Source organism: Nostoc sp. NMS9, assembly GCF_017114995.1.
In the GTDB taxonomy this organism is placed as follows: Bacteria; Cyanobacteriota; Cyanobacteriia; order Cyanobacteriales; family Nostocaceae; genus Nostoc.
Genome location: NZ_JABXKL010000005.1, coordinates 47,648 through 72,221, shown reverse-complemented (window position 1 = coordinate 72,221; position 24,574 = coordinate 47,648). Strand labels below are relative to the sequence as shown.

General features: G+C 42.3%; 23 protein-coding genes and 3 pseudogenes. 13 read left to right on the top strand and 13 right to left on the bottom strand.

Going from position 1 to position 24,574, the window contains the following annotated elements; all coding sequences use genetic code 11:
- Positions 1-33: 33 nt before the first annotated feature.
- The 4 genes from HWQ40_RS02360 to HWQ40_RS02350 all read left to right on the top strand — a co-directional run bounded on the left by HWQ40_RS02360 (position 34) and on the right by HWQ40_RS02350 (position 2,744).
- Positions 34-321 carry a Mo-dependent nitrogenase C-terminal domain-containing protein gene (locus HWQ40_RS02360; protein ID WP_292774753.1) on the top strand — a complete coding sequence of 96 codons (288 nt, stop codon included), beginning with the start codon at positions 34-36 and terminating at the stop codon, positions 319-321.
- A gap of 169 nt (positions 322-490) precedes the next feature.
- Complete coding sequence (locus tag HWQ40_RS02355) at positions 491-1,165, top strand: response regulator transcription factor (protein ID WP_292774752.1); 675 nt, start codon at positions 491-493, stop codon at positions 1,163-1,165.
- Positions 1,166-1,929: 764 nt separating this feature from the next.
- The gene (locus HWQ40_RS35540) at positions 1,930-2,121 is read left to right on the top strand and encodes a reverse transcriptase N-terminal domain-containing protein (protein ID WP_366933888.1); all 192 of its coding nucleotides are present in this window, start codon (positions 1,930-1,932) and stop codon (positions 2,119-2,121) included.
- Complete coding sequence (locus tag HWQ40_RS02350; protein WP_366933898.1) at positions 2,067-2,744, top strand: group II intron maturase-specific domain-containing protein; 678 nt, start codon at positions 2,067-2,069, stop codon at positions 2,742-2,744. The genes HWQ40_RS35540 and HWQ40_RS02350 overlap by 55 nt, the downstream gene beginning before the upstream one ends.
- A gap of 78 nt (positions 2,745-2,822) precedes the next feature.
- Here the strand turns inward: HWQ40_RS02350 and HWQ40_RS02345 are convergent.
- From HWQ40_RS02345 to HWQ40_RS02305, 9 genes and pseudogenes are all read right to left on the bottom strand, one after another.
- Positions 2,823-3,005: pseudogene (locus HWQ40_RS02345) on the bottom strand (reverse transcriptase N-terminal domain-containing protein); the annotation flags it as partial.
- A gap of 1,003 nt (positions 3,006-4,008) precedes the next feature.
- Complete coding sequence (locus tag HWQ40_RS02340; RefSeq protein WP_292774751.1) at positions 4,009-4,401, bottom strand: alpha-ketoglutarate-dependent dioxygenase AlkB; 393 nt, start codon at positions 4,399-4,401, stop codon at positions 4,009-4,011.
- A gap of 104 nt (positions 4,402-4,505) precedes the next feature.
- Entirely contained in the window at positions 4,506-5,243 is a 738-nt protein-coding gene (locus HWQ40_RS02335; RefSeq protein ID WP_292774750.1) for an SDR family oxidoreductase, read from the bottom strand.
- A gap of 94 nt (positions 5,244-5,337) precedes the next feature.
- Positions 5,338-6,249, bottom strand: coding sequence for a helix-turn-helix transcriptional regulator (locus HWQ40_RS02330; RefSeq protein ID WP_292774749.1), 912 nt, complete (start codon positions 6,247-6,249; stop codon positions 5,338-5,340).
- A gap of 25 nt (positions 6,250-6,274) precedes the next feature.
- Positions 6,275-6,511: an FAD-dependent monooxygenase gene (locus HWQ40_RS02325; RefSeq protein WP_292774747.1), complete on the bottom strand. Its 237-nt coding sequence runs from the start codon at positions 6,509-6,511 to the stop codon at positions 6,275-6,277.
- A 26-nt stretch (positions 6,512-6,537) separates the two neighbouring features.
- Entirely contained in the window at positions 6,538-7,467 is a 930-nt protein-coding gene (locus tag HWQ40_RS02320; protein WP_292774746.1) for an NADP-dependent oxidoreductase, read from the bottom strand.
- 104 nt (positions 7,468-7,571) lie between these two features.
- Entirely contained in the window at positions 7,572-8,339 is a 768-nt protein-coding gene (locus tag HWQ40_RS02315; protein WP_292774924.1) for an SDR family oxidoreductase, read from the bottom strand.
- A gap of 13 nt (positions 8,340-8,352) precedes the next feature.
- Positions 8,353-8,676: a hypothetical protein gene (locus HWQ40_RS02310; RefSeq protein ID WP_292774745.1), complete on the bottom strand. Its 324-nt coding sequence runs from the start codon at positions 8,674-8,676 to the stop codon at positions 8,353-8,355.
- A 37-nt stretch (positions 8,677-8,713) separates the two neighbouring features.
- Positions 8,714-9,097, bottom strand: a pseudogene (locus tag HWQ40_RS02305) (transposase); the annotation flags it as partial.
- A gap of 406 nt (positions 9,098-9,503) precedes the next feature.
- Here HWQ40_RS02305 and arsM point away from each other — a divergent pair.
- The 7 genes from arsM to HWQ40_RS02270 all read left to right on the top strand — a co-directional run bounded on the left by arsM (position 9,504) and on the right by HWQ40_RS02270 (position 16,024).
- Entirely contained in the window at positions 9,504-10,472 is a 969-nt protein-coding gene (gene arsM / locus HWQ40_RS02300; protein WP_292774744.1) for an arsenosugar biosynthesis arsenite methyltransferase ArsM, read from the top strand.
- 149 nt (positions 10,473-10,621) lie between these two features.
- The gene (locus HWQ40_RS02295; RefSeq protein ID WP_292774743.1) at positions 10,622-11,587 is read left to right on the top strand and encodes an inorganic phosphate transporter; all 966 of its coding nucleotides are present in this window, start codon (positions 10,622-10,624) and stop codon (positions 11,585-11,587) included.
- Between the two features lie 43 nt (positions 11,588-11,630).
- Positions 11,631-12,638 carry an arsenosugar biosynthesis radical SAM (seleno)protein ArsS gene (gene arsS / locus HWQ40_RS02290; RefSeq protein ID WP_292774742.1) on the top strand — a complete coding sequence of 336 codons (1,008 nt, stop codon included), beginning with the start codon at positions 11,631-11,633 and terminating at the stop codon, positions 12,636-12,638.
- A gap of 271 nt (positions 12,639-12,909) precedes the next feature.
- The gene (locus HWQ40_RS02285) at positions 12,910-13,680 is read left to right on the top strand and encodes an SDR family NAD(P)-dependent oxidoreductase (protein WP_292774741.1); all 771 of its coding nucleotides are present in this window, start codon (positions 12,910-12,912) and stop codon (positions 13,678-13,680) included.
- A 62-nt stretch (positions 13,681-13,742) separates the two neighbouring features.
- Complete coding sequence (locus tag HWQ40_RS02280) at positions 13,743-14,060, top strand: hypothetical protein (protein ID WP_292774740.1); 318 nt, start codon at positions 13,743-13,745, stop codon at positions 14,058-14,060.
- Positions 14,061-14,157: 97 nt separating this feature from the next.
- Complete coding sequence (locus HWQ40_RS02275; RefSeq protein WP_292774739.1) at positions 14,158-14,490, top strand: hypothetical protein; 333 nt, start codon at positions 14,158-14,160, stop codon at positions 14,488-14,490.
- 133 nt (positions 14,491-14,623) lie between these two features.
- Positions 14,624-16,024, top strand: a complete 1,401-nt coding sequence (locus HWQ40_RS02270; protein WP_292774738.1) for a helix-turn-helix domain-containing protein — start codon at positions 14,624-14,626, stop codon at positions 16,022-16,024.
- 8 nt (positions 16,025-16,032) lie between these two features.
- Here the strand turns inward: HWQ40_RS02270 and HWQ40_RS02265 are convergent, their stop codons facing one another.
- Positions 16,033-16,953: an alpha/beta hydrolase gene (locus tag HWQ40_RS02265; RefSeq protein WP_292774736.1), complete on the bottom strand. Its 921-nt coding sequence runs from the start codon at positions 16,951-16,953 to the stop codon at positions 16,033-16,035.
- A 268-nt stretch (positions 16,954-17,221) separates the two neighbouring features.
- Here HWQ40_RS02265 and HWQ40_RS02260 point away from each other — a divergent pair.
- Positions 17,222-17,894, top strand: a pseudogene (locus HWQ40_RS02260) (1-acyl-sn-glycerol-3-phosphate acyltransferase); the annotation flags it as partial.
- A gap of 4 nt (positions 17,895-17,898) precedes the next feature.
- On the opposite strand, the gene HWQ40_RS02255 reads toward HWQ40_RS02260, so the two are convergent.
- Both HWQ40_RS02255 and HWQ40_RS02250 read right to left on the bottom strand, forming a co-directional pair.
- The gene (locus HWQ40_RS02255) at positions 17,899-18,195 is read right to left on the bottom strand and encodes a hypothetical protein (protein ID WP_292774735.1); all 297 of its coding nucleotides are present in this window, start codon (positions 18,193-18,195) and stop codon (positions 17,899-17,901) included.
- 184 nt (positions 18,196-18,379) lie between these two features.
- The gene (locus HWQ40_RS02250) at positions 18,380-20,020 is read right to left on the bottom strand and encodes a hypothetical protein (RefSeq protein WP_292774733.1); all 1,641 of its coding nucleotides are present in this window, start codon (positions 20,018-20,020) and stop codon (positions 18,380-18,382) included.
- An 87-nt stretch (positions 20,021-20,107) separates the two neighbouring features.
- Here HWQ40_RS02250 and HWQ40_RS02245 point away from each other — a divergent pair, with 87 nt between their 5' ends.
- Entirely contained in the window at positions 20,108-23,401 is a 3,294-nt protein-coding gene (locus tag HWQ40_RS02245) for an alpha-mannosidase (RefSeq protein ID WP_292774732.1), read from the top strand.
- A gap of 471 nt (positions 23,402-23,872) precedes the next feature.
- Here the strand turns inward: HWQ40_RS02245 and HWQ40_RS02240 are convergent, their stop codons facing one another.
- The gene (locus tag HWQ40_RS02240; RefSeq protein WP_292774731.1) at positions 23,873-24,250 is read right to left on the bottom strand and encodes a hypothetical protein; all 378 of its coding nucleotides are present in this window, start codon (positions 24,248-24,250) and stop codon (positions 23,873-23,875) included.
- Positions 24,251-24,574: the final 324 nt, after the last annotated feature.

Sequence of the window (24,574 nt, the reverse complement as noted above, 5' to 3'; positions counted from 1 at the left end):
CAATCTAGTTTGAAATTATCAAGGTGAAAAATTATGACAAGCTTTATTCAAGTTCACTTACACAACGATCTACTGCACCCAGTCCGCGAGTGGTTGGAAACGATAGAAATTCATAACTCCAAATTGGCTCATTTCCTATGCAAAGCTATTCCTGCTCAGTGTCCCTTTGAGCGAGACATCACGCTGTTTGGTCGGAAGCTATTTCATATTCCACCTATGTGTAAATTAAATCCTCTATACGAGGAAGTGGTTGGTTTGCGTTTTAGAGCGCTCTGTTATCTTGTCGATGAATGTGGTGAAGATATCACAGCTTATTGCTGATAGGCAGTTGGATTGTTCTTTGATCGAGCAGCGATCAGTAATTGCAGACTTACGGTTGTTACTTACTCAGGTTTATACTAAGCTAACGTACACCTAATTAGATGTTTGGCTATTAAGTAGCTGGCACTATTGTTGCTTACCGTATCCTGCTGAAATCATTAACATCATCATGACGCACATCTTACTGATTGAAGATGAGGTCAAACTGGCACGATTTGTCGAATTGGAATTGAATTATGAAGGCTATCAAGTCAGTATTGCCTACGATGCATTGACTGCACTCACCGCAGCGCGTGAGTTGCATCTGGATTTAGTAATTTTAGACTGGATGTTGCCTGGTTTGTCGGGGTTGGAAATTTGCAGCCGCCTGCGGAGTATAGCTGAGAAAGTGCCGATAATCTTACTAACCGTCAAAGATGAAGTGAGCGATCGCATTGCAGGTTTAGACGCTGGTGCTGATGATTACCTGGTTAAACCCTTCAGCGTTGATGAATTATTGGCCAGAGTCGGCGCTCACCTACGAAGAAGCAAGCAAGCAGAGTACACAGATGTTTTAGAATTTGAAGACCTAAGTTTAAATCGTCGCACGCGCGAAGTGTATCGAGATCGGCGGTTAATTGAGTTAACTGCTAAGGAATTTGATTTACTAGAATATTTGCTGATCCATCCGCGACAGATAATTAGCTGCGATCGCATTTTAGAGGAAGTCTGGGGTTATGACTTCATAGGCGATGCCAATATCATTGAACCTTACATTAACTACCTGCGCCTGAAACTTGAAGCCAATAACGAAAAATGCCTCATTCAAACTGTGATCGGTGTTGGCTACACATTGCATGATTGAATTGGGCATTAGGGATTGGGCATTGGGCAGAAGAGACAGAGGTGCATAGGGGGTACAGCCGGGATACGTGCAAGTGCGATTCGTTCTGGAGAAACCCAATATCTGGGAGGATTCCAGGCTTCAGTAGAGTAACTCCACCAGGAGTTGAGTCCGCACTTTAATCCTCTGCTGATGACAACTTGATACCCATATAGGTGAGGTGAAATTTTCAACCAAGTCCTATCACCCTGGTGCGGGGTTGAAAGCACGTAAACTACCAGAAAATGGTAGCCCTTACCGAGGAGACTGACTATCTCGCTCTGTAAAGCGGGGACGAAAGCAGTTAATGGTGATAATTGCTGAAAACACCAACCGCAAGCAAGAGTTCACGGGGAGAACAAACAAAATGTCGTTGAGCCATCGTCATATCTCACCAAGGGATATAAGCTTGTGTTTCGGACACACCTTGGGTCGGAAATAACCGAAAGGGTAAGGACTGTTAGGTTCTTGCGACCGAAACAGCGCACTTCCTAGACCCCCGGTGGATAGGCATCCCCTAAAGACTCAAAACAATGGATATCAGGAACGAAGTAACCCAAATTATAGCTCCTATGGCGGTCGATACATAGGTAGGCGGTCAGGTCAAAAGCTTTATTTGGGAGGGATGGGTTAAAAAGCAAATGCCCAAACCGAAGTAACGGTTAAAGCCCCAAAAGGGATGGAGTAACGTCCGGGATAAGCAGACGTAACCCGCAATGTGCATAGAGCTAGGGGTGTAAGTAGTAATGAATACGCCTAAGTCAGATTCCATTGAGAATACTGAGGGATGGAGAAGTATCGATTGGCGCAAAGTCGAAAAATACGTCTTTAAGTTGCAAAAACGCATCTACGCCGCTTTAGTTTCGGTACTCGTCTTGTTTTCATTACCCTCATTACCCCTTCAAAAAAGGCGATTGATGCTCACAAAAATAAGATGAAAAGCATCATCATAAAATGTAAGTCACGTTCCCAAGCGGAACTAATTAAAGAACTTAACCCTATTATTAGGGGATGGGCTACATTTTATAGAGTTTCAGACGCTGGAACTGTTGGGGATTTCGCCCGGTTAGATAGAATAACTTATCTTCGTCTAAGAAGATGGGCTAAAAGACAAACCGGAAGTATTTATCACGGTCATCAAAAGTATTGGCATACCATAGGCGACAACCATTGGGTATTCACAACTAGACCAGATAGTAACGGATTAAAGTTACTATCACATATTGAATTTCACTCCAGTGTTAACGATTATGTAAAGGTTAGAGGTGATAAAAGTCCTTATGATGGTGACACTATCTACTGGAGTTTAAGGTTAAGAAATCATCCCGATTTACCTACTACTAAAAGACACCTTCTTAAGCAACAGAAAGGTAAATGTATGGGATGTGGCTTAAATTTTCTTGAAGGTGATTTATTGGAAATTGACCACATCAAACCCCTGAGTTGTGGAGGTAAAAAGGAATGGAACAATCTTCAATTACTGCACCGTCATTGCCACGATGTTAAAACTGCCACTGATGGTAGTCAGAAGTCCCTCCGTGACAATAGGGAAACACATTGAGTAGCCGTGTGAAGGGATAACTTTCATGCACGGTTTCGGATGGGAGGGGTGGAACAGTAATGTTCCCCTCGACCCTATCATTGCAAGAAATCGAGCCGAGGTTGATTTTAGAATAAGCTTTTGGAGTAACCGAGCTTTCCGCTTGTCTCCAACTTGAACAGCTTTGTACACGCGCTTTTGAAGGCGGAAAAGATTTCGGCGGAATTTCTTCCACGGTAGGGCTTTCCAAGATTCACTAGTTTTGTAACTGTGTCTAATCATTTTCTCTTCTCTGGTTAGTGTATTCTGAACACCTCAGACCAATTACGGTCTGTCCTACCCGAACTGTGGGGATTCCTCCGCTCGTCTGGGCTACTTGGGGTTCGACTGCCCCTAGACCCACAATTCGTTTTTATTCGTTCCCTCGGAAAGATTGCTTGTTCCTTTAGATGTAGCCATTTCAACTACTGGATTCCCTTGACTCAGACCGTTTTTCGACTCTTTACGGCGGGAATGAACTCCAGTAAGGTCAGGGTTTTTTGTTACGCCCTTGCCTCGGTTTAAGTTGCTTTTCTAGGCTCTGTTTCATCATGGGAACCCCCTATTAGCGCCAGTGTTGACCCGTAACAGTCATCTGATTGCGCCCTGTTCCCAGCTTCACTCTACAAGAACCGAGCTTGTTCGGTGTGGGCAGGTAAGGAGTCATTTTGAGTCTAAATGGCAGGACTTGCACCTGCATCTGACCGGGAGTTCAGCCTTAGTAGCATTAACCTGCTGTTGGGCTGGATTAGTTATTTGCGGGCTGGCTACCGGGATTCACTAATCAACGAATCGCACTAACCGTAACCGTATGACCTTTGTCCACTAACTCCGTTGTCAGTGGCTTGCCAATGTTTCCTAACGAACCTGTTACTATGACTTTCATAAATATTTCGTTTCGCGTGGTTTGATTGGGTGGAAGTGAGAAGGTAAGCCTCAAGCGGCATAACGTTGCCTATGACCTGCCACACATGCCTTTTGCCCTAAAGAGAGTGGGGAAGATCGTCAGGTTTTTGCTCACCATTACCGTTGGCGGAGCCTCTCCCTTGGAGAATCGCCTCCACATGTGACCTAAACGTCCAGTTGATTCGTTCGCCAACTGACGAGCGGTTTTTGGAACCGCGTGAACCCAGTCTTCTTGACAGCCAGGGAGCATGATCAACAAAGACCCGCTTCTCTAGATGGTAGTCAACAGTTTCACCGCTGTCCTTGTGCCGCAGCTTAAATTTGGGAGTGCTACCTAAGCTTAAAGAGGCGAAGAGGCGATCGCAGGTCTTTTACCTATCTGAGGGAAATTATCGGAGTGCCAGCCAATCGAGTCTTTGCCTGTTCGGTAGCGATTACCGACTACAAAATTGAACTTATATCCGCTCAATGCTTGAATGCGCGAGCGGGCTTCTAGCAAGAAGTTGGACCAGGGAGTAGCTTCAATCTGGGTGCCACGATATTTGTAGTGCAGGTGATCACCAAATAGAGACTCATCACGCGGTACGAGAATTGATTTTCCATACAGATTGATTTCGCTCCGAGTCCATTCGAGGTTCTGGGACTTTTGAAACCAATCGCAGTAATCTACCGAGTTGAGAAATTTTGGGTAAAACTGAACAGGCGGCTTTATATTGGTTAGCAAACTACTCATGCTGCATCTCCCTTTATTAATTCCTCATGGTGAGGGGGTGCCAATGGTTCGTTCCTCTCTACGAGACGCTACGCGAACGCAATGAGGTTGTTAACTAACTGAAACTACCAGGGGCTTTCTCCCGTTTCCGGGCTGTTGTCATCACTAAAAAACTTTCCTGTCGGACCGTCAGCGTCAATGGTGGCGTATTTCACTAAACGCGCAGCGGCGTGCTCCACAGTACCAGGTCCGCTGTGCTGGTTGAAATCTGTGGCAGTAAATCCGGGGTCAACAACATTAACTTTAAACGGTGTATCCCGCAATTCGTAAGCCAAAACAATAGTGTACATATTAAGTGCCGCTTTTGATGGGTTGTAAGCAGCCGCTTTAACATTGTAATACTTCCAGGTAGGGTCGTTGTGCAGGGTAAGCGAAGCCAAGCCTGACGTTAGATTCACGATGCGGGGTTGGGCGGACTTTTGCAGCAAATCCATAAAAGCCTGGGTAACTCTAACTACGCCAAACACATTGGTATCAAACACCTGCTTGAAAACATCTACATCTGTACCGATTGCTGTTTGCGGAATGCCACCGCTGATGCCGGCGTTGTTGATCAGCACATCCAACACTTCGGTTTTTTTGCCTATTTCAGCACGGGCGGCTTTTACTGATTCCTGATTGCTTACATCTATTTGTATGGCTTCCACTTCGTTCAACCCTTCGGCTTTAAGCTTTTCTACTGCTTCCAAACCATTCTTTAAATTACGGCTGCCTAAATAAATGTAACATCCCTTTTGCAGCAGTTGGCGGGCTGTTTCAAAACCAATACTTTTATTGGCACCGGTGATTAATACTTTTTTCATGATTTTTCTATTTAAATTCTCAATGAATTTACTGATACATTAGCCGAGAAACAAGCAGATGGGATTACGTTAAGCAAATAATATCTTATGCAAATCAAACAATATCGGCTTTTCTAAAATTTGTCGGTGTTATGTTCAGATATTTTTTAAAGAGATTATTAAAATGTGTCACTTCCGCATATCCCAAGGCATACGCAATTTCTGAAACCGTCCAGGAAGTTTGTCTTAAAAGAACTTTGGCTTCCTGTAATATTCGATCAATGATTAACTGAGATGTAGTTTTATTAGAAGTTTCTTTTAACGCCCTGTTTAAATGATTGACATGAATATTCAAATTTTTGGCGTAGTCAGATGCAGATCGAAGAGTGAGCGGTCTATATATATCATCAATTGGAAACTGGCATTCTAAAAGTTCTTTGAAAAGTGTAGAAATTCTAACCGAGGCATTAATGGGTTGCTTACTCAATTTGGAAGCAGGCTTCATTTTCATCGTATAAAGCACTAATTCATAAACAAGTGTTCTGAGCAAGTCATATTTATGAATAAAGTCACACTCGATTTCTTCAAACATTCGTCTAAAAATGCCTTCTAGTTGGACAAATTGCTCCTCATCTAATTGGTAGATATTATTGCCGGGCTGAAAAACTGAATAATTAGTTATATTTCCGTATTGATGAAAAAATGCCTGATCAAAGACGCAAGCGAAACCATCTGAAAAGTTTTCTCTTTGTGACCATCCATAAGGTATTTGCGGATTAGAAAAGATAATTGAATAGTTTTCTATTTCAATCTCTCTATCCGCATAGAGAAAAATACCACTGCCACTGCCTTTAATAATTGTTATTTTGTAATAATCTTTTTTGCTATATGGCAATTGTGGAGGGTTCCCGTTCTTACCAGGATTAAAATTAAAAACATTGAATAACCCAAATTCCTTTTTAATATCGTCAGGTAGCCAGGGAGCCCCTTGCTTATAAGAACTCTCTCTTTCTTGTATAGATTGCATCGTTCAATTCTTTACCTCTATTTTTCTATTTTAGTAATACCCTCCAAAAAGATTCGTCCGCACCGAAAATTTCTTTGATGCGCGGCGCGATCGCAAAGTTTTGGCAGTCAATCCATTCGCTGTATTTTTCGATAAATCGGAGATGCTTTTTTTTATCGAAAATAACGAAATCAACGCCGTAGCGAATCAGCTGACACGCCAGTGCAAAGCCGGTCGGACCCGCTCCGACGATGATGACATCCGTTTCCATTTTTTCGTTCATAGATTAGATTAATTCACGCTTTAAAGCTATGTCCCGACTTGCAAAACGATTTTACCGCGTGTGCGCCCGCTTTGGGAAAGTTGATGCGCCTTTTTTACTTCTGTGAGCGGCAGAACCGTTTCGATGTATATTTTTAATTTGCCTTCTTCAATCAGCCGATTGATTTCGGTTAATTGCCCCGCGTTCGGCTTACAAAAGACAAACGCGGCTTCTGTGCCGAATTCTTTTGCTTTTTCTTCGGATGGAGTCTGCGCCGATGTTACCAGAAAGCCGCCCTTTTTCAGAGTTTGGAAGGCTCGCTCCAATGTATCGCCGCCGACTGTATCGAAAACAACATCAACGTCTTTGACGATTTCTTCAAACGGTTGCCGCGTGTAATCAACGAACTCATCCGCGCCCAAATTGCGGACGAACTGTTCGTTTTTGCCCGAAGCCGTGCCGATCACGAACGCGCCTTTCGCTTTGGCAAACTGAACAGCCATCGAGCCGACTCCGCCCGACGCGCCGGTTATCAAGATTCTTTGCCCGCTGCTCAGATTCGCCAAATCGAACATCGCTTGCCACGCAGTCAACGCGCCGATTGGAATCGCCGCCGCCTCTTCAAAATCGATGCTTTCCGGTTTGGGCGCGATCGCGATCGCTTTTGCAACCGCGTATTCGGCGTAACCACCGGAGAGGCTGGAAAGGGTCATCCCATAAACCGCATCGCCCTTCTTGAAAATTTCAACGTCATCCCCCACCTCTTCAACGGTTCCGGCGATGTCGCCGCCAAGAATGAGCGGAAGTTTGAACCCGAACCTTTCGCCCATCCCATCGCGGATTTTCCAGTCAGCCGGATTGACCGCCGCAACGTGAACTTTCACCAGAACTTCGCCCGCTTTCGGCTCTGGACGTTCGACATCGACGTAATCCAAAACGTCCTCATTGCCGTATGCGTTAATTACTATTGCTTTCATTTTTTCCCTATATTCGATTCAATCAATATGACAGAATTACTCGATCATTGATCAAAACCTGCCGCACACAGCCAAGCCATGCGCCGCCGCCCAACGATTTGCATTTAGATCGACTGAGCGCCAGAGACTTCAATTTTTTGAGCATTCACCCATTTATTGTCTTCAGAGAGTAGTGAGGCGTAGGCATAGCCCGTCGTAGACATCGCCCCCCCAATGTCATCAGGAAGACCCACGCGACCCAGTGCGGTTTGTGAAGCGATTAATTTATTCATCTCAGGATTATCACGTACCGCACCCCCACGGAAATCAGTTTCGATCGCGCCTGGAGCGATGATATTCACCGCAATCTGCCGCGATCCCAGCTCTTTAGCCATGTATTTGGTTAAGGTCTCCGCGGCCCCTTTCATGCTGGCATAGGCAGAATAACCGGGAAAGATAATCCGAGTCAGTCCAGACGAAAGATTCACGATTCGTCCGCCGTCATTGATCAGTGGCAGTAGTTTCTGGGTGAAGAAGAAAACGCCCTTGACGTGAATATTCATCAAGTGGTCAAAATCTTCCTCGGTCGTCTCGGCAAAAGATGAGTGAACGCCTGTTCCAGCGTTATTCACCAAAAAGTCAAAATGCTCGGTTTTCCAGTTATCCTTGAGTACCTGCTGGAGTTGCGCGGCGAAACTATCAAAGGTTTTAGTGGTGGCGGTGTCTAGTTGCAGTGCCACCACTTTTGCGCCAAGCTGTTCAATTTCAGTGACAACTTTAGCGGCTTCCTCGGCATTGCGATGGTAAGTGACGATTACATCAACCCCTTTTTTAGCCAGATTCAAAGCGGTACTTTTGCCCAGTCCTCGACTCGCTCCGGATACCGTTGGCAAATTCCCCAAACAGCTAAACTGAACCGATTAGTTCAGCGATCAAACGATTGAGAGCCTTCTGAGCAGTTTTATACCCAGAAGCTTGCGTACCCAACTTCAGTTTAGACAAAACACGCTCACGTAAAATTTCAAGTTCTCTTACCGTTGGCAATCCAACAGACTGTTTTGCGCTGGCGGTATCAGTAGAGTCTGCCAGTCTTGCAAAGTGTGAGGAGCGAGTTCTAGCTCTTGGTATCTCCTCCAACCATGCGAAAACTCGACCTAAATTGATAGCGGCAGCAGTCAGAATATGCTGTAGATGAGTTTTAGCTAGCCCAATATAACGGCAATCGCGCAATTCAAAAGCACAACAGCTTGAGTTCCTGAAATCTCAACAGCATCAAGTCTAGTATTTGCCGCTCGACACCACCTGTTATTAATCGGTCGCGGAATTCGCTTAAAACACTAAAGTCAAAACCAGGGTCTGTCAACTCCAACGACAAAGTGTATTTCCAATCAATCCGCCCTTGCACTGAAGAGGCTGCTTGTCTATCAGAGAGATTCTCTAAATATTGCATTACCAGGATGATCGCCAACCTCCAAGGTGCTTGCGCTGGCTGACCCCGTTGTGGATACAGTGATGCGAAATCTTCATCCTGATAAAAGACTCCAAGTTCATCACGCAGTCGCATATATAAATTACCTTTTGGAAATGCGGCAGAAGCTACGCGTACCGTTTCATCGGGAATAGGAGGAATTTCTTCAGGATGTAAGCACATATACTGCCTCCACAGGTATTTCTTCTAGTTTATTGATTATTGAGGCAGCTGACTTAATTTTTTTCTTTCCGTGTAATACACGGAAAGGTGGGTTATCCTCTCCATGTATTACGCAGTCAAATCGGCCCTTTTATGTTAACTAATGTTTCGCCAACGGTATCCGTATCCCGGCTGTACCCCCACAGGAGCAGAGGGGAAAAACTTACTGCAACTTCTCCCCTGCTCCCTCATCTCCTCTTACTTCTTGTTTGTCTTCCAGTGTCAAATAACGGTAAAATCCCAAATCATTCTATCTTAGGAAGATTTGGGGTCTTTGGCAATCTCACCAAAAACTCATCCAACTCAGAGTTAATTATATTAGGATGCACAAAGCTGTAATCATCCAAAATCCAAAACTCAAAGTGGCATGACCTATCTAGAAACAGCAGCGCAGTTCTACCACGAAGTTGCCCAAACCCCGCAAGTTGGACTTTGTTGTGTACAAAGTACGCCCCTGCAACTACCAGGATTAAAAATTCCTTTGCCAATGCAGGAAATGAATTATGGTTGTGGCACCACTGTTCACCCCACCGAACTAGGAAACCAACCTACTGTGCTGTACGTCGGCGTTGGTGGCGGCTTAGAAGCGTTGCAATTCGCTTATTTTTCCCGTTATGCAAGTGCTGTAATTGCCGTTGAACCGGTTGGAGCCATGCGGGAAGCAGCTGCACGTAATCTGGAAATTGCTGCTCAAGAAAACCCCTGGTTTAACACCAGCTTTGTAGAAATCCGCGAAGGTGATGCTTTTAACTTACCTGTTGCTGATGCTAGTGTCGATATCGTGGCACAAAATTGCCTTTTCAACATCTTTGAACCAGAAGATTTAACTCGTGCTTTAAAAGAAGCATATCGGGTTTTAAAACCAGGTGGACGCTTACAGATGAGCGATCCAATTGCTACTCGTCCCATTCCAGCACATCTTCAACAAGATGAGCGACTGAGAGCCATGTGTTTATCAGGTGCACTCACATATCAAGAGTATACTGAAAGGATTATAAATGCTGGTTTTGGTCAAGTTGAAATTCGTGGCCGTCGTCCTTATCGCTTACTAGATTCCCAGACTTATAATTTAGAAGAAAACCTACTTTTAGAAAGTCTGGATTCTGTCTCATTTAAAGTTGTAATTCCAGAAGATGGTGCTTGCATTTTCACTGGAAAAACGGCAATTTATGCTGGTTCTGAACCCTTCTTTGACGATTTGGCAGGTCATTTACTTCAGCTAGGTATTCCGGCTGCGGTGTGTGATAAAACTGCTGCTAAACTTGCTGCTAGTAAGCCAGCAGAAATAATTGTTACCAATTCAACCTGGCACTATAGCGGTGGTGGCTGCTGTTAATTTCTTAACAAAGAATTCAGGAGTCAGAATGGGCTAAACGCCCCGCTACCACTAACAGAATAATTCTGTGCAACTGGGAAATGAATGTACAATTTTAATATTTCACTAATTATATTCTGAATTCTGACTTCTTGTTTATAAACTCCAAAATGTTGTTAATTAGTCTTTTTTTAGCTACGCTTTTTTTAGCATATTCAAATGGAGCAAATGATAATTTTAAAGGTGTAGCGACGCTGTTTGGTAGCCGAACTAGCAGCTATCAAACAGCAATTTTGTGGGCAACTTTCACAACTTTTGCTGGTGCAATAACTGCGACTTTTTTGGCAGGAGTATTAATTAAAAACTTTTCTGGAAAAGGACTATTACCTGATGCGATCGCTAATGCTCCAGAGTTTCATCTCGCAGTAGCGATCGCTACTGGATTGACTGTAATCATTGCTACCCTCATGGGGTTTCCCATTTCCACAACTCACAGTTTAACAGGTGCGCTGGTTGGCGCTGGATTAGTTGCGATCGGACTACAAGTTAATTTTGCAGCTTTAGGAACTTCCTTTATTTTGCCTTTATTACTTAGTCCAATCATTGCTATTCCTTTGGGAGCAGGAATTTACAGCTTATCTGGCTATATTAATTCAAAATGGCATCTACCAGTCAACCAAAAAATGATTGATGCTTGTCATTTTCTCAGTGCTGGAATTGTCAGTTTTGCTAGAGGATTAAATGATACTCCTAAGATTGTTTCACTCATCCTAATTATTGAGTATTTCTCGATTCAGGGAGGAATGATCACAATAGCGATCGCAATGGCACTTGGCGGTTTACTCAACTCTCAAAAAGTTGCAATAACCATGAGTGAAAAGATTACCTCAATGAATCCTACTCAAGGCTTATCAGCAAATATAGTAACTGGGGTTCTGGTGATTGCAGCTACTCGGTTTGGGCTTCCAGTTTCTACCACTCACGTTTCAGTCGGTTCTATTTTTGGTGTAGGATTAATTAGCAAAAAATCTAAATCTAATACTCGTGTTTTTTATCAGATTCTACTATCGTGGATTTTAACTTTACCAACTGCTGCAATTATTAGTGCAATAAGCTACAGATTATTGCAAGGTTAGAAAAACTGAATATAGTTGTGTAATTTTTCAGGAGTAGTAACTAATGCAAATTCAAACAAAAATTTTACCAGATACAGCAGTCACAGCCTTTAAAAACAAACTCAGTTCACCTTTGACAAAAAAAGGAATCACTGTTTTACAAATTAATCTAGGTAAGCGTTGTAATCTTGCTTGTACACACTGTCATGTCGAAGCCGGGCCAAAACGTACAGAAGAACTTTCTGCTGAAATTTGCGAACAACTAATTTCACTAATCCATAAATTTCCCGAAATTAAAATTGTGGATTTGACTGGTGGCGCACCCGAAATTAATTATGGATTTAAGCCACTGGTAGAAGCAGCAAAAGCAACTGGTAAACAAGTGATTGTCCGGTCTAATTTGACCATTTATTTTGAAGATGGATTTGGTGATTTACCAGAATACTTTGCCCAGCACCAAGTAAGAATTGTGGCTTCTCTACCCTGTTACCTAGCAGATAATGTTGATAAAATGCGCGGTACTGGTGTTTTTGATAGTTCAGTCAAAGCTTTGCAGTGGCTTAACCAACTTGGCTATGGTAAAGACCAGAATCTAATTTTGGACTTGGTTTTTAATCCTCAGTTGCCCACCGATGAAAAATTTTCTTTAGCTCCCGAACAGAGTAACCTAGAACGAGATTACAAAATGTTCTTGCAAGAACATTTTAATATTGTGTTTAACAACCTCTTCACCTTTACTAACTTACCAGTTGGTAGAACCAAAATGCATTTAGAACGGAGAAAACTGTACGCTAGCTATTTGCAGTTTTTAGAGTCGCATTTTAATCCCAGCACAGTTGAACATTTAATGTGTCGTGATGAACTTTCAATTGACTATCTGGGCAATGTATATGATTGTGACTTTAACCAAATGATGAATTTGCCTGCAAAAACTCGCAATGGTGAAACTTTGACAGTTGGCAAATTATTAAAAGCTGGCAGTTTAGACCTGATTAGTGAGGTACAAACTGCTGCTTATTGCTATGGTTGTACTGCTGGGTGTGGTTCTAGTTGTGGTGGCGCTTTACTCTAAGAACTAGAGCATTTACTTTTCTGGCCCGACACTTTTTGGAAGAGTCAGCATTTGTACATCGCTTTGCAGTTCGACACTGCTGGCTTGGGCTGTTGAACACGCACAAACACTTAGTAAACGTTATTTACGTCTAGATTGTGATGATTCGCGTCCGCGCCTGAGAGCAGTATATGAAGGCTTTGGTTTCCGTTATCACAGCCAGAGACAAATTGGTGCTTATTTCGTCTCTCGCTATGAATATCAAATACCTCCACAAGTTATCTAAATTGATATGTCTTTTATCGATGAAATTAATCCTGTCAATGCTTTGATTGTGGGAGCCAGCCAAGGTATTGGTTTGGGTTTTGTGAAAAAATTGCTACAAGATCACACAATAGCTAAAATTTATGCAACTTCTCGTCAACCGGAATCGGCCTCAGAGTTAATAGCTCTTGTAGACAAATATCCTGAGCGATTAATTTGTTTGGAGATAGATATTACTGACGAGTTGCAGATTATTGAAGCCGTTCAAAAAATATCTACTCAAGCCGACAAACTGCATTTAGTAGTCAACTGTGTAGGACTGTTGCATGAAGATACTTTGCAACCTGAAAAAAGCTTAAGACAGATCAATTCAGAAAATTTACTGCGCTACTTTCAGATAAATAGTATTGGTGCTGTCTTACTGGCTAAACATTTATTGCCTCTGTTTCGTCATGGAGAACGCAGCGTGTTCGCCACTATTTCTGCTAAATTGGGCAGTATTGGCGATAACCAACTTGGTGGATGGTACGGCTATCGGGCTTCTAAAGCAGCACTCAATATGTTGATGCGAACTGCGGCAATTGAGTATAAAAGAAGTTGTCCGAAAGCATTAATAGTGACATTACATCCTGGTACAACTGATACGCGTCTTTCCCGTCCTTTCCAGGGAAATATACCTGCGGAAAAATTATTTTCAGTGGAACGTACTGTTACTTTATTATTGGCTGTCATCGAACAGCTTCAAGAAGGCGATAGTGGACACTTTTTCTCATGGAATGGGAGCAGATTGCCTTGGTAACTGCGTTACGCTGGTGCTAATGAAACCTACGTTATTTGTAACCTCAGCCTATGAAGTTTTTTGTGCCAGCAGCCAAGGATGATATCAAAGCAGAGCAGGTATATAGTGCTCTTGCTCAGTCTCTTAAAGCACGAATAACCGAAAAGCGTATTTGGAAGTTACAGTGGCATGATAACGAAATTGATATGGAATGCGAGGTAGGTAAACCTTTACCATCGTCTTATCAAACTGGGAAAGAGCTAGTTCTAGCAATCTTTGAGTGTGAAAACCTTTATAAGATTTGTACTCTTACCCGTGGAGGAGTAAAGGGAGAACCTATCTTAGCTGGAAAAAACTCTCAATCCTCAGCAACCTATTTTTCAGATAACGTAAATAACTGACTCTGCATTTTAGATATGCGATCGCTTGTTTGATAGAAGTAGATGCGATCGCAGTGCTAACGTAGTAGATAAAATCGCCGACTAGATATCTCAAGGTATGACTAACATTCAGATTTCCTTACCTGAGTCAATGAAAGTCTTTGTCGAAGAACAAGTAGCTAAAGGCGGTTATAGTTCAGCTAATGAATATCTTCAAGAGCTAATCTTTCAAGACCAACAGCGCAAGAGTCAAGAAGGAAAACGCGCTCAGTTGATGTCAAAGCTTCAGACACAGGCTCAACTGAACGATGAGGAGTTTGAAGTAATTGCAGATAAATTAGCTGACGAGTTTGCAGCATACTTTGGGTCAAATATACCTGTGCTGTCAGATTATGCTGTGACTCGTGAGAGTATTTACGAGGATTATCCTTCGCAGTGGTATACCTCATAGATACTAACATCCTGCTGCGTTTTGTAGATCGCACTTTCGTAATAAATTTTATAGTACAAAAATACTTAAACAGATAAAGGTGCGTTACTCTGGTGCTAATGTGCCTTTATTGGTAGTAAATTTAAAGCTAAAAATGGGAAGTATCTATAATCAGGATTTCTTTAATAATTTAGTTTTGAATCCATCTGAAAGTTTGTCTGTAGAGATTAAAAGATGGATCGATCCTCAATCTAAAGAGGGTATGGCGAAGATAGCCAAGACTTGCATTGCCCTCAGAAATAATGATGGAGGTATATTACTAATTGGTTTCAACAATGATAGTTCTCCTGATATTCAGGGAGCGCATCAAAATCCAAGAGAAAGTTTTCATCCTGATGTTATTCAGTCTATTGCCAGTAAATTTTGCAGTCAATCTTTTGAAGTAAAAATTCACTATCTTAAAAAAGATGGTCAAGAGTATCCAGCATTAGAGATTCCTTCTGGATTTATAACACCTGTAGCAGCAAAGACTGGCTTAAAGGATGAACAAGGTAAGGATCTAATTAAAGCTCATAGTGTTTATGTGCGAAGTCTGAATACAAATAATACTGTTAGCAGTTCAGAACCTCGCTGTAATGACTGGGAACGCATCATGAATTTATGCTTCGAGAATCGTGAAGCAGATATTGGTCGTTTTTTACGCCGCCATCTTGGTGGTGTCACGCCTTCTCTGCTCCGTGAATTGGCTTTCACAATTGCACAAGGAATACAACTAGAGGAACCAATTGAAGATATACTGCGATGTTATCTTCAAGAAAGTGAAGAAAGATTTAACACCGTAGTTAAAGAACGTAGTATTACTTTACCGGAGCATGGTACTTCGCAGGTAGCATTAATAATTATTGGAGAAGTACCTCTACACTCTGCAAATGAGCAATTCTTTAATCTCTTGAGTTTTAATAATCCTAAATATACTGGTTGGCCTGTGTGGCTAGATAGTCGAGGTTTCGTTGACAAAGACCGACCTTATGTTTATAACGGAGCTTGGGAAGCGCTTATTGTTAGTCTGGATTCAGGTTTGAGCAGAGATATTGACTTCATGCGGTTCGATCCAAAGGGTAAATTTTATCTGAGGCGAGCATTAGAAGATGATATGTCAGTCAAGAATTACGCACCCCCACCTATGACAGTTCTTGATTTTGCTCTACCTGTAATTAGAACGGCTGAAGCTATAGCAGTTGGTATGGAGTTTGCAAAGGCAATGGGTTGTGACCCAGAAAAAACGCAATTAGCTTTTGCATTTAAATGGACTGGCTTGCGGGGACGTAGACTTCGTTCTTGGGCAAATCAAGAGCGTTCTATTTATTCACAAGGTTCAGCATATCAAGATGAAGTTTTGGCGTTCGTTAATCTACCGCTTGAAACACCTCGCTCGGCGTTAGCACAGTACGTTAATCAGGCTGTTAGCCCTTTGTTTACGATTTTTAATGGATATCAACTGAGTATAGATGTAATCGAAGATTTAACTCGACTGTTGATAGAAAGAAGGTTGTAGTCAAGATACTAAGAACTAGGAAACTCTAACTCAGCGCTTCTCCGTTCTAACTGCACCACCTCAGATGGTAGCTGTCGCTCCAACCAATCTTCTAAATCAGCTAGTACCTCGCGGTAATTTAGGTCACTCTGAAGTTCGTGATAGGCTTCTGGATACTCGATTCTCAGCTTATCTGTGCAGTTTACCCGTTGGCAAAAGATGTCGCTTCCCCCCGGCAAAGCTACTCGGTCTGCACCACCGTGGAGAATCAGTAATGGTAATTGCCAATCACGTGCGTGAGCATTAATCCAATTAACTGTTGCAAAGAATTCTGTAGCTAGACGGGCAGTAGCACGGGTATGTCGCATTGTATCCTGAGCGATCGCGGCTAAAACCTGCGGATCTCGTGAAGCAGCACTGATGTCAATGCCTGTATTCAGGGTGAAACGTGGCCATACCCGTGAGAGCATTTTTCCTAAAAGTACCCGAATAGGTGAAACCCCTACTTTCCCCAAGCTTGGCGCAAGAGCGATCGCACCCTGCAATAATGATGCTTGTTGGAAATAGCGCAGAATGTAATCTAAGACAATCACTGCGCCTAAACTGTGACCCAAGAGAAAAACTGGGCATCCAGGATTCTGAGTCTGAATTAACTGTAAAAAAGCTCCCAGGTCTTCACGAAACTCACTCCAAGCGTTGATATAGCCTTGCTGACCTGGTGAGCGTCCATGACCGCGCAAGTCTAAGGCGTAGACAGCATATTGCTTGGGTATCAAATGCTCAATTACATTACTGTAGCGATCGCTGTGCGCTCCGAGTCCATGCACAATAACTAATATTGCCCGTACTTTACCCTCTGGATGCCAGCTTTGGTAATACAGTTCAAGTCCTCCAACACCTTGGAATCTGCCTTCTTTACGAGAAGCTAGGCGATCGCTATGGTCAATCATAGGGTTAATTTTTTACGTATTCTCCCAACAAGCTACTAAAAAGTCAACATCTATAGTAATTACAGTTAATTGAGTTACGCTCATCCATTCCTTTTTCAAAGTAAGGGTCGAACACCTTGAAAGGATACCTCATATCATGTCCGGTTAAAGACTTATCATTAAGACCGCTCCAGGGGCAGAGGGGCAGAGGTGCAGAGGGGATGGGTTTTTGGGCTTTCTGCATAGAGAAAGGGAATTATAACTAATTAGCCGGACATGATATCAGAAACCTGCAATTCTAGCAGTCAACTATCTCCACCACATCGATCCCTTGCTCCTCCTAGCTGAACTTCCCACCCAACCTTACTATTACATCCTGGGTGATGCTCGTACCCTCTATAAAAATAAAAGTGGTGGAAGCGCTTCATCCTGGATTTGCTGGGGGCGTGATTCCTTTGGAACGGGTGGGCAAAGAAGAAATTGCTGTCATAGAAGCGGCTAAAGCAGGAAGGCAAGATTCAGTTTATCTTGCAGCAGCAATTAAACAGACAGTACCCACAGGGCAAAACATGCATACACTGTGACAAATAGACCGGATTATTCTGGCAATTTTGACTCGTGGGGATGGGATGATTCTCTTTCCTGAAGGAAGACTAGGAACTGCTGAAGCTCAATTGCATCTCCCTTTGAAGCGCGGGACTGTAATTTATGCCTTGCGGGCTGGTGTACCGATTATTCCAATTGGGCTGATTGGAACTCATGACCTCTATTTGGGAAAAGAGTTAACAATTCGGGTAGGCGAACCATTACACTTTCCCCAAACAACCAGACCAAATCGCCAAGAAGTAGACATCGCTTTGGAAAAATTGCAAAATGCGATGCTGGCTCTTTTGCCAACTGATTACCCTGAACCAACAGGATTAAAGCTGTTACGTTATTTACTCAATCATATATTGTGGTGAGAGATTATTGTTCTAAAAAGTTTGTAACTTTGAAATTTGATGTTCCCTCCCAACAGTGGTTCAAAAATGCGTTTACTTGAGCATCTGCTGCATCAGCCGATTCCCTAGATGCATTAAATTGCACTGCTGTCACAATGTATTCAAAGATAATGACAAACTGCTTTTGGGGTGAAATTCTTTCGACTACAATTGTTTCACCTATCTTCGGGATTTGAGATACATTTACTACAAACCTCTCAATTTTCGGTTTATCTAATGGATTTTTGAAATTGAAGTATTTACAGTAAACAATAATTTTCACTTAGACAACCACCAATAACATTATAGATAATCTTAATTATCCTTAAATTGAAAAATTGCTACTATAATAGTTTATTAAAAAATATCTACTAGCTTATACAAATTCTCCAAAATTAGGCTACAGATGTAAACCTGGAAACCCAGATACAATTTGACAAGTCTTAATTACGAATTACGAATTAGTATTATTTCCCTTGCCATAGCTGCCGCAACGACTGAAAAATCTTTACAAATCTTTCTTCTAGCCAAACCATAACATAATCAAGCCATTCCAAAAGTTGCTCTAAGGGGTGCTTTTCATAGCCAGTTGAAGTTGCTGTCGTTTCTATCCAGTCTGGCTGTGCCTCAACTTGACTGCTTTGGTGAAATTGCTGTTGCAAAATTTCCCCTTTACGACTCTCGCTTTTAGTTTGGGAAATGCGGGTTTGAGTTTGTTTTACAGAGGCGACTTTTCCAGATGTTTTTTGACTTGAGGCGAGATTACTACTTGGTTGTTTTCTTTGTACCAAACCAGATCCGACTTTAGATTGTTTTACACTCAAATTATTTTGTGGAAAATGCCCTATTGATAAACTTGGGGCTAAAGCAGGATTTTTCCCCCCAGAAAGTCTAACTGGCTTGTCAGCAACGGTTTTGGTGTCACCAAATAAATCATTCCACGTTAGCCAAGGATCGTCTGTTAAATCCTGGTTCTCTACCAGAGGGCTTTTGGACAAAGCTTTTCTCAGGCGTGACGAAAATAGTTTACCTGGCAATCTCTCATTACTAGTTGTTGTCTCAAATGTTTTTCTATTACCGACACCAAAAAAGTAATTAAGCGCCGCCTCAATCAAAGCCTGAAAATTCTGTGAATGAGTTTCTAAACCATCAGCATTAGGGGCAATTTCTCCTTTGGCAGCTAATTGCTCTTTGCCATAAAGAAATATGTTTAACTGAGTTTGGGCAACTTGAACAATTTCCTGGCTACGTTCTTGCACTGGGACTAAAGCATTCGATTCCAACTTAGCAATGGCTATATCTAGAAATGCTAATAATCTATCTGTATTAAGTAAATCTTTTGGTATATCCTCCGCTAAAACTGGAATTTTAGCTGGATTTACGTCAGTGAGTTTTGCTAATAATCGGTCAATTTGTCGTAATAGCTGCGTTTCTTTTTTAGCTACAATCAAACGCCAGGACTGCCAGTAATTAGCAACTTCGTTAATAATTCGGTCTTCTAATTTTGCCTGTTGTTCGGGTGTTAAGATATCTAGAATTTCATTGTCGGCAGTAACAAGTACTAAATTTCGATTCATCAAATTTGTGGCAATTCCTCGAACTATTGGAAGACGCTGTTGAAGGGCATTCTCTAATTGTGAAGGGTTGAGACTTACAGCTTGATTAGCCGTAATATTTGATGATTGAGTAAGATTAGAGTTCTTTTCAACGAATTTCAGCCGAAAAACTTCCAATAAAGCCAAGGGATTGAAATGTTCAGCTGCTTTCGTAGGAGTGGAGGCGGGTTCATCTGATGACAGGTAATTGACTGCCTCTAGTACATTTTGAATGGGACTATCAGCATTGGGTAGAGTTTCAGGCTGGAAATCGGTATCATTTGGTTGTAACTTTAATCTAGTTTGTGGTTCTTTAGTATGTAGCGTTTTCCCAGATGATTCAGATGACTGAAACAGTAGATACACTGGGTAAAGTAGTACCTCGACACCCCACTTAGTGGCAACTTGCAAATGCCGAAAGGTATGTTCCCACTGTTGTGTCACCCGCCGAGATTGCTGGTGGACAAAGTTAAATAGTCTGCTTTGATAACGACCAGAGGAACCAGAAGACATAGTAGTAATTTTTTAGTTCAAGTCTTGTTAAGTTGTGAGACTCGCGCCAAACAATAAAAACGACCAACACCTCATCTTAGCGAATATATGACCCCGACTGTCTCTCAATCCCAGACCAAATTTATCTCACAAGCAATTGAGCAATTGCGCTCTTTTTGTCAAGTTAATCTTCAGTCTACGTGGCTGTATCAGGAATCTGACTTAGTTATTACTGATGTTGTAGCTGCTGATTTGTCTCATTGGCAACCTGCCCAGTTGAATGCTAAAGAACATATTGCTTGGACGGGCGGGAAAAAAGTGCTATGGCTAGTGCAAAGATTGGTGGTTCCCCAAGATTTACACGGTTATCCTTTAGCTGGGTTATCTTTGCGGCTGGTACTGGTTTGGTGGGCAGATTCTGCTGAGATTTATGTAAATGGTGAGTTAGTACTGGAGGGTGATTTATTTGATTGTTCGCCTAGAGTACTTCTCAGCCAGGGGGTGACGCCAGGGGAAGAATTCACTGTGGCTTTGCGGTTAGTGAGTCCGGGACATTGTGATGGTGCTTTAGTGCGATCGCTCCTAGTTTATGAGTCTTATGTTGATAATAATCCCGATCCAGGTTTTGTGGCTGATGAGTTAGCTGTAGTGCAGCTTTATTTGGAAAAATTTGCGCCGGAGAAGTTGGATGTTTTGGCGGCGATGGTGGCGGAGATTACGAACCGCAGAAGCACAGAGGACACGCAGGAAGAGAAGGGAGAGTTGGTACAGTCGTTTTTAGCTCTACGCCAAAATTTAATTCAATCTGATATCTTAGCCCCCTTTTTGAAGGCTACGGATATAAAATCTAAAATTTTTTTATTGGGTCATGCTCACTTAGATTTAGCATGGTTATGGCCTGTGAGTGAAACTTGGAATGCGGCGCAAAATACTTTTGAGTCGGTTCTGAAGTTGCAAGAAGATTTTCCTGAGTTAATTTTCTGTCATTCAAGTCCCGCACTTTATGCTTGGATTGAAGAACATCGCCCGGATTTGTTTAGGGCAATTCAAGCACAGGTAGCTGCTGGACGTTGGGAAGTTGTCGGCGGAATGTGGGTGGAACCAGAACTCAACCTAATTGCTGGTGAATCAATAGTCCGTCAGCTACTGTATGGTCAGCGCTATATCCAGGAGAAATTTGGCCAGCTTTCAACTGTGGAATGGGTTCCAGATTCTTTTGGTTTCTGTGCAACTTTACCGCAGTTTTTCGCTAATGCCGGAATTGAGTATTTTGTGACGCAGAAGTTGCGGTGGAATGATACTACTAAATTTGATTATGAGGCTTTTTGGTGGCGATCGCCTGACGGTAGCGAAGTCTTTAGTTTGATGTCTGCACTCATCGGTGAAAGCATTGACCCGCTTAAAATGGCAACTTATACTCTTGAGTGGCAAACCCAAACTAGTTTACCAGAATCTCTCTGGCTTCCCGGTGTCGGCGACCACGGCGGCGGCCCCACCCGTGATATGTTAGAAACGGCCCAACGCTGGCAAAAGTCGCCTTTATTTCCAGACTTAGAATTTACGACGGCTGAAAAGTATTTACGGCAAATCAGTAAAGGAGGCAGGAGGCAGGAAGCAGGAGGCACGAGGCAGGAGGCAGGAGATAATAGTGATAATTCTCCCTTATTCCCTACTTGGAATGACGAATTATACTTAGAATTCCATCGCGGTTGCTACACTACCCACGGAGATCAAAAACGCTGGAATCGTCGTTGTGAAAATTTATTATATCAAGCTGAACTATTTGCTACCTTGGCAACTGTAGGCTGTGGTGTGACATATCCGAAAGCAGAAATTGAAGCAGCTTGGAAATTTGTGTTATTTCAACAGTTTCACGATATTTTACCTGGTTCTTCAATTACCCAAGTTTACACAGATGCCTTGCCCCAATGGCAACAAGTGGAACAAGTGGGAACGAAAATATTACAGGAATCACTTTTAGCGATCGCATCTCACATTACCCTATCAGAACCACCAAAACCCGATAGTCTGCCTATTTTTGTTTTCAATTCTCTCAATTGGCAACGTTCTGAGGTAATCTCTGTAGCCTTACCCACACCACTAACAACTACCCAAGAATGGCAGATTTACGATGCTTCTGGAAAGCAACTTGTCTCGCAATTATCTGAACCATCAACCATACTATTTCTCGCCACCGAAATTCCACCCGTAGGCTACCGCATATTTTGGCTTTCCCCTTCACTCCCCAATACAGACGAGATTAATCGCGTCTCTCTCTCATCTCCCCCACTCCTCCCAGACTGGATTTTAGAAAATGAATTCTTGCGAGTTGTTATAGATCCTGACACCGGAGATTTATCAAGTGTTTTTGACAAAACTTATCAACGAGAAGTTTTGAGTGGGGCGGGGAATCAATTGCAAGCTTTTAAAGACAGTGGGCAATATTGGGATGCTTGGAATATAGACCCCAATTATGCTCAACATCCCTTACCCTCAACAAATCTTCAATCTATTCAGTGGTTAGAACAAGGCCCAGTGCAAAGTCGTGTACGCGTGGTACGTCAGTTGGGTGAATCGGAATTTTGCCAAGACTATATTCTGCAAAATGGTTCACGTCTGCTGAACATCGCTACAATTGTCAATTGGCAAGAAAATCATGTATTAGTGAAAGCTGCTTTTCCTTTAAATATTGAAGCCGACTTTGCTACTTATGAAATTCCCTGTGGCGCGATTCGCCGCCCAACTAAACCACAAACCCCCGCAGAACAAGCAAAATGGGAAGTTCCTGCTTTGCGTTGGGCTGATTTAACAGCAGAAGATACACAGACAAATACCACAATCCCAAATCGTTATGGTGTCAGTTTGCTCAATGATTGTAAATACGGTTATGACAGCAAACCAAATCAACTCCGCCTAACCCTGCTACGCAGTTCTAATTGGCCAGACTCAGAGGCTGACCGAGGTTTTCATGAGTTCAAATATACCTTGTATCCTCATGCTCATAGCTGGGAATCAGCCCATACAGTACGGCGTGGCTATGAATTGAATATACCGTTGCAAGTGATATTCAATTGGCCACTGGCTCAACCCTCCGCTACCGCTAACAGCACTATTGAAGGAGTAAGTTTCCTAGATTTATCAGCTGAAAATTTAATCTTGATGGCCTTGAAGCCATCTGAAGATGATCCACAGCAGTTAATTTTGCGATGTTATGAATCTCACGGAGAAACGGCCGAGTTATCTTTGCAAAGTGATTTAGGGTTGAATCTCGGAAATACAGTAGATTTATTAGAGCGTTCCGCGAGTACTGAATTTTCATCTCAGCAACAAATCTTGATGATACAACCTTGGAAAATCGCCAATTTCAAGGTGATACCAGCTATTAATCCCAGGCTGGAGTGAGCCACTATAGTTAATGGTTAGTGATTAATAGAACAACCACTAACCATTACAGAGACATCTGGTGAAATTAAATATATGTTATCCAAACTTTTGTAGAGATGTAGCAGTGCTGCGTCTCTACATTCTTTTTCACCAGATTTCTATTAACAATTGGCTTATATCATATCCGGCTAATTAGTTATAATTCCCGAATCTATCCAGAAAGACCAAAAACTCGTCCCCTCTGCCCCTCTGCACCTTTACCCCTCTGCGGTCTTAATGATATGTAAGTCTTTAACCGGACACGATATTATTTGTATCACCAGTCCTCAATAGACATCTCTAGAAACTAATTATGTGCCTTATCCAAAATCCTTAGTAGGCAAAATTCATGTAGCCGAAGGCTTCCTATACCACTTCGTGGAAGCAAGCTACGCGTAGCGTCTCTGTTATGAGAGGGGTATTATGCCTACGTCATTTTTACTCATATCTCTAATACCGTCGTCGGATAATCTGGTATCGTCCGTAGGGCTGCCGTCGTTCGATAATCTGGCGTTGTCCAAAACGCTGCCGTCGTTGGATTCTCTGATATCGTCCGTAAGGCTGCCGTCGTTGGATTCTCTGATATCGTCCGTAGGACTGCCGTCGTCGGATTATCTGCCGTCGTCGGATTCTCTGGTATCGTCCTGACCGCCGTTGAGCAATCAAAAGCTCTCCGGTTTTATTTCCAACCAGGTTAGCATCTGGTGCAATGCTCTGTTCATTCAGAGCATTACTTAAAGAAATATCTTTCGCTTCAGCTAATGAGGGCGGAGACACAAAGGCAAATAGCAATACTGCTATTGAAGATAACTTCCTGAAACCTTTCATGTTTTTGCTTCTCTAAACTTTCGGTAATAACTTTATTAAAACACTTTAAAGTCTGAAAATTACCGCTCGCGCACTTTTTTAAACTTAATTTAGTATGAAATTCAATATTGCAATTTCACCCTTTTGTATAATTGTAATTTTTATAAGCTTATGTATATAAAAAGTTAGTATTTAACAGGATGTAATTTATTTCACCACATAGATAAAGTATACAGTTATTAATTAAATACGCTAATTTTTTCTTGTGAGATGGGTTCAAAAGCCTGACTGGGTAAGGGAAATATCCTCCCAAATTTTGATTTTGGAAACACCTTAGATCAGACT

What these genes read in the sequence shown, in the direction of transcription:
- HWQ40_RS35540 (WP_366933888.1), top strand. Translation starts at nt 1,930, where the DNA reads ATGAATACGCCTAAGTCAGATTCCATTGAGAATACTGAGGGATGGAGA.
- HWQ40_RS02295 (WP_292774743.1), top strand. Translation starts at nt 10,622, where the DNA reads ATGTTGTTAATTAGTCTTTTTTTAGCTACGCTTTTTTTAGCATATTCA.
- HWQ40_RS02320 (WP_292774746.1), bottom strand. Translation starts at nt 7,467, where the DNA reads ATGAAAGCAATAGTAATTAACGCATACGGCAATGAGGACGTTTTGGAT.
- HWQ40_RS02270 (WP_292774738.1), top strand. Translation starts at nt 14,624, where the DNA reads ATGGGAAGTATCTATAATCAGGATTTCTTTAATAATTTAGTTTTGAAT.
- arsM (WP_292774744.1), top strand. Translation starts at nt 9,504, where the DNA reads ATGACCTATCTAGAAACAGCAGCGCAGTTCTACCACGAAGTTGCCCAA.
- HWQ40_RS02330 (WP_292774749.1), bottom strand. Translation starts at nt 6,249, where the DNA reads ATGCAATCTATACAAGAAAGAGAGAGTTCTTATAAGCAAGGGGCTCCC.
- HWQ40_RS02240 (WP_292774731.1), bottom strand. Translation starts at nt 24,250, where the DNA reads ATGAAAGGTTTCAGGAAGTTATCTTCAATAGCAGTATTGCTATTTGCC.
- HWQ40_RS02275 (WP_292774739.1), top strand. Translation starts at nt 14,158, where the DNA reads ATGACTAACATTCAGATTTCCTTACCTGAGTCAATGAAAGTCTTTGTC.
- HWQ40_RS02355 (WP_292774752.1), top strand. Translation starts at nt 491, where the DNA reads ATGACGCACATCTTACTGATTGAAGATGAGGTCAAACTGGCACGATTT.
- HWQ40_RS02245 (WP_292774732.1), top strand. Translation starts at nt 20,108, where the DNA reads ATGACCCCGACTGTCTCTCAATCCCAGACCAAATTTATCTCACAAGCA.
- HWQ40_RS02285 (WP_292774741.1), top strand. Translation starts at nt 12,910, where the DNA reads ATGTCTTTTATCGATGAAATTAATCCTGTCAATGCTTTGATTGTGGGA.
- HWQ40_RS02340 (WP_292774751.1), bottom strand. Translation starts at nt 4,401, where the DNA reads ATGAGTAGTTTGCTAACCAATATAAAGCCGCCTGTTCAGTTTTACCCA.
- HWQ40_RS02335 (WP_292774750.1), bottom strand. Translation starts at nt 5,243, where the DNA reads ATGAAAAAAGTATTAATCACCGGTGCCAATAAAAGTATTGGTTTTGAA.
- arsS (WP_292774742.1), top strand. Translation starts at nt 11,631, where the DNA reads ATGCAAATTCAAACAAAAATTTTACCAGATACAGCAGTCACAGCCTTT.
- HWQ40_RS02265 (WP_292774736.1), bottom strand. Translation starts at nt 16,953, where the DNA reads ATGATTGACCATAGCGATCGCCTAGCTTCTCGTAAAGAAGGCAGATTC.
- HWQ40_RS02250 (WP_292774733.1), bottom strand. Translation starts at nt 20,020, where the DNA reads ATGTCTTCTGGTTCCTCTGGTCGTTATCAAAGCAGACTATTTAACTTT.
- HWQ40_RS02360 (WP_292774753.1), top strand. Translation starts at nt 34, where the DNA reads ATGACAAGCTTTATTCAAGTTCACTTACACAACGATCTACTGCACCCA.
- HWQ40_RS02325 (WP_292774747.1), bottom strand. Translation starts at nt 6,511, where the DNA reads ATGAACGAAAAAATGGAAACGGATGTCATCATCGTCGGAGCGGGTCCG.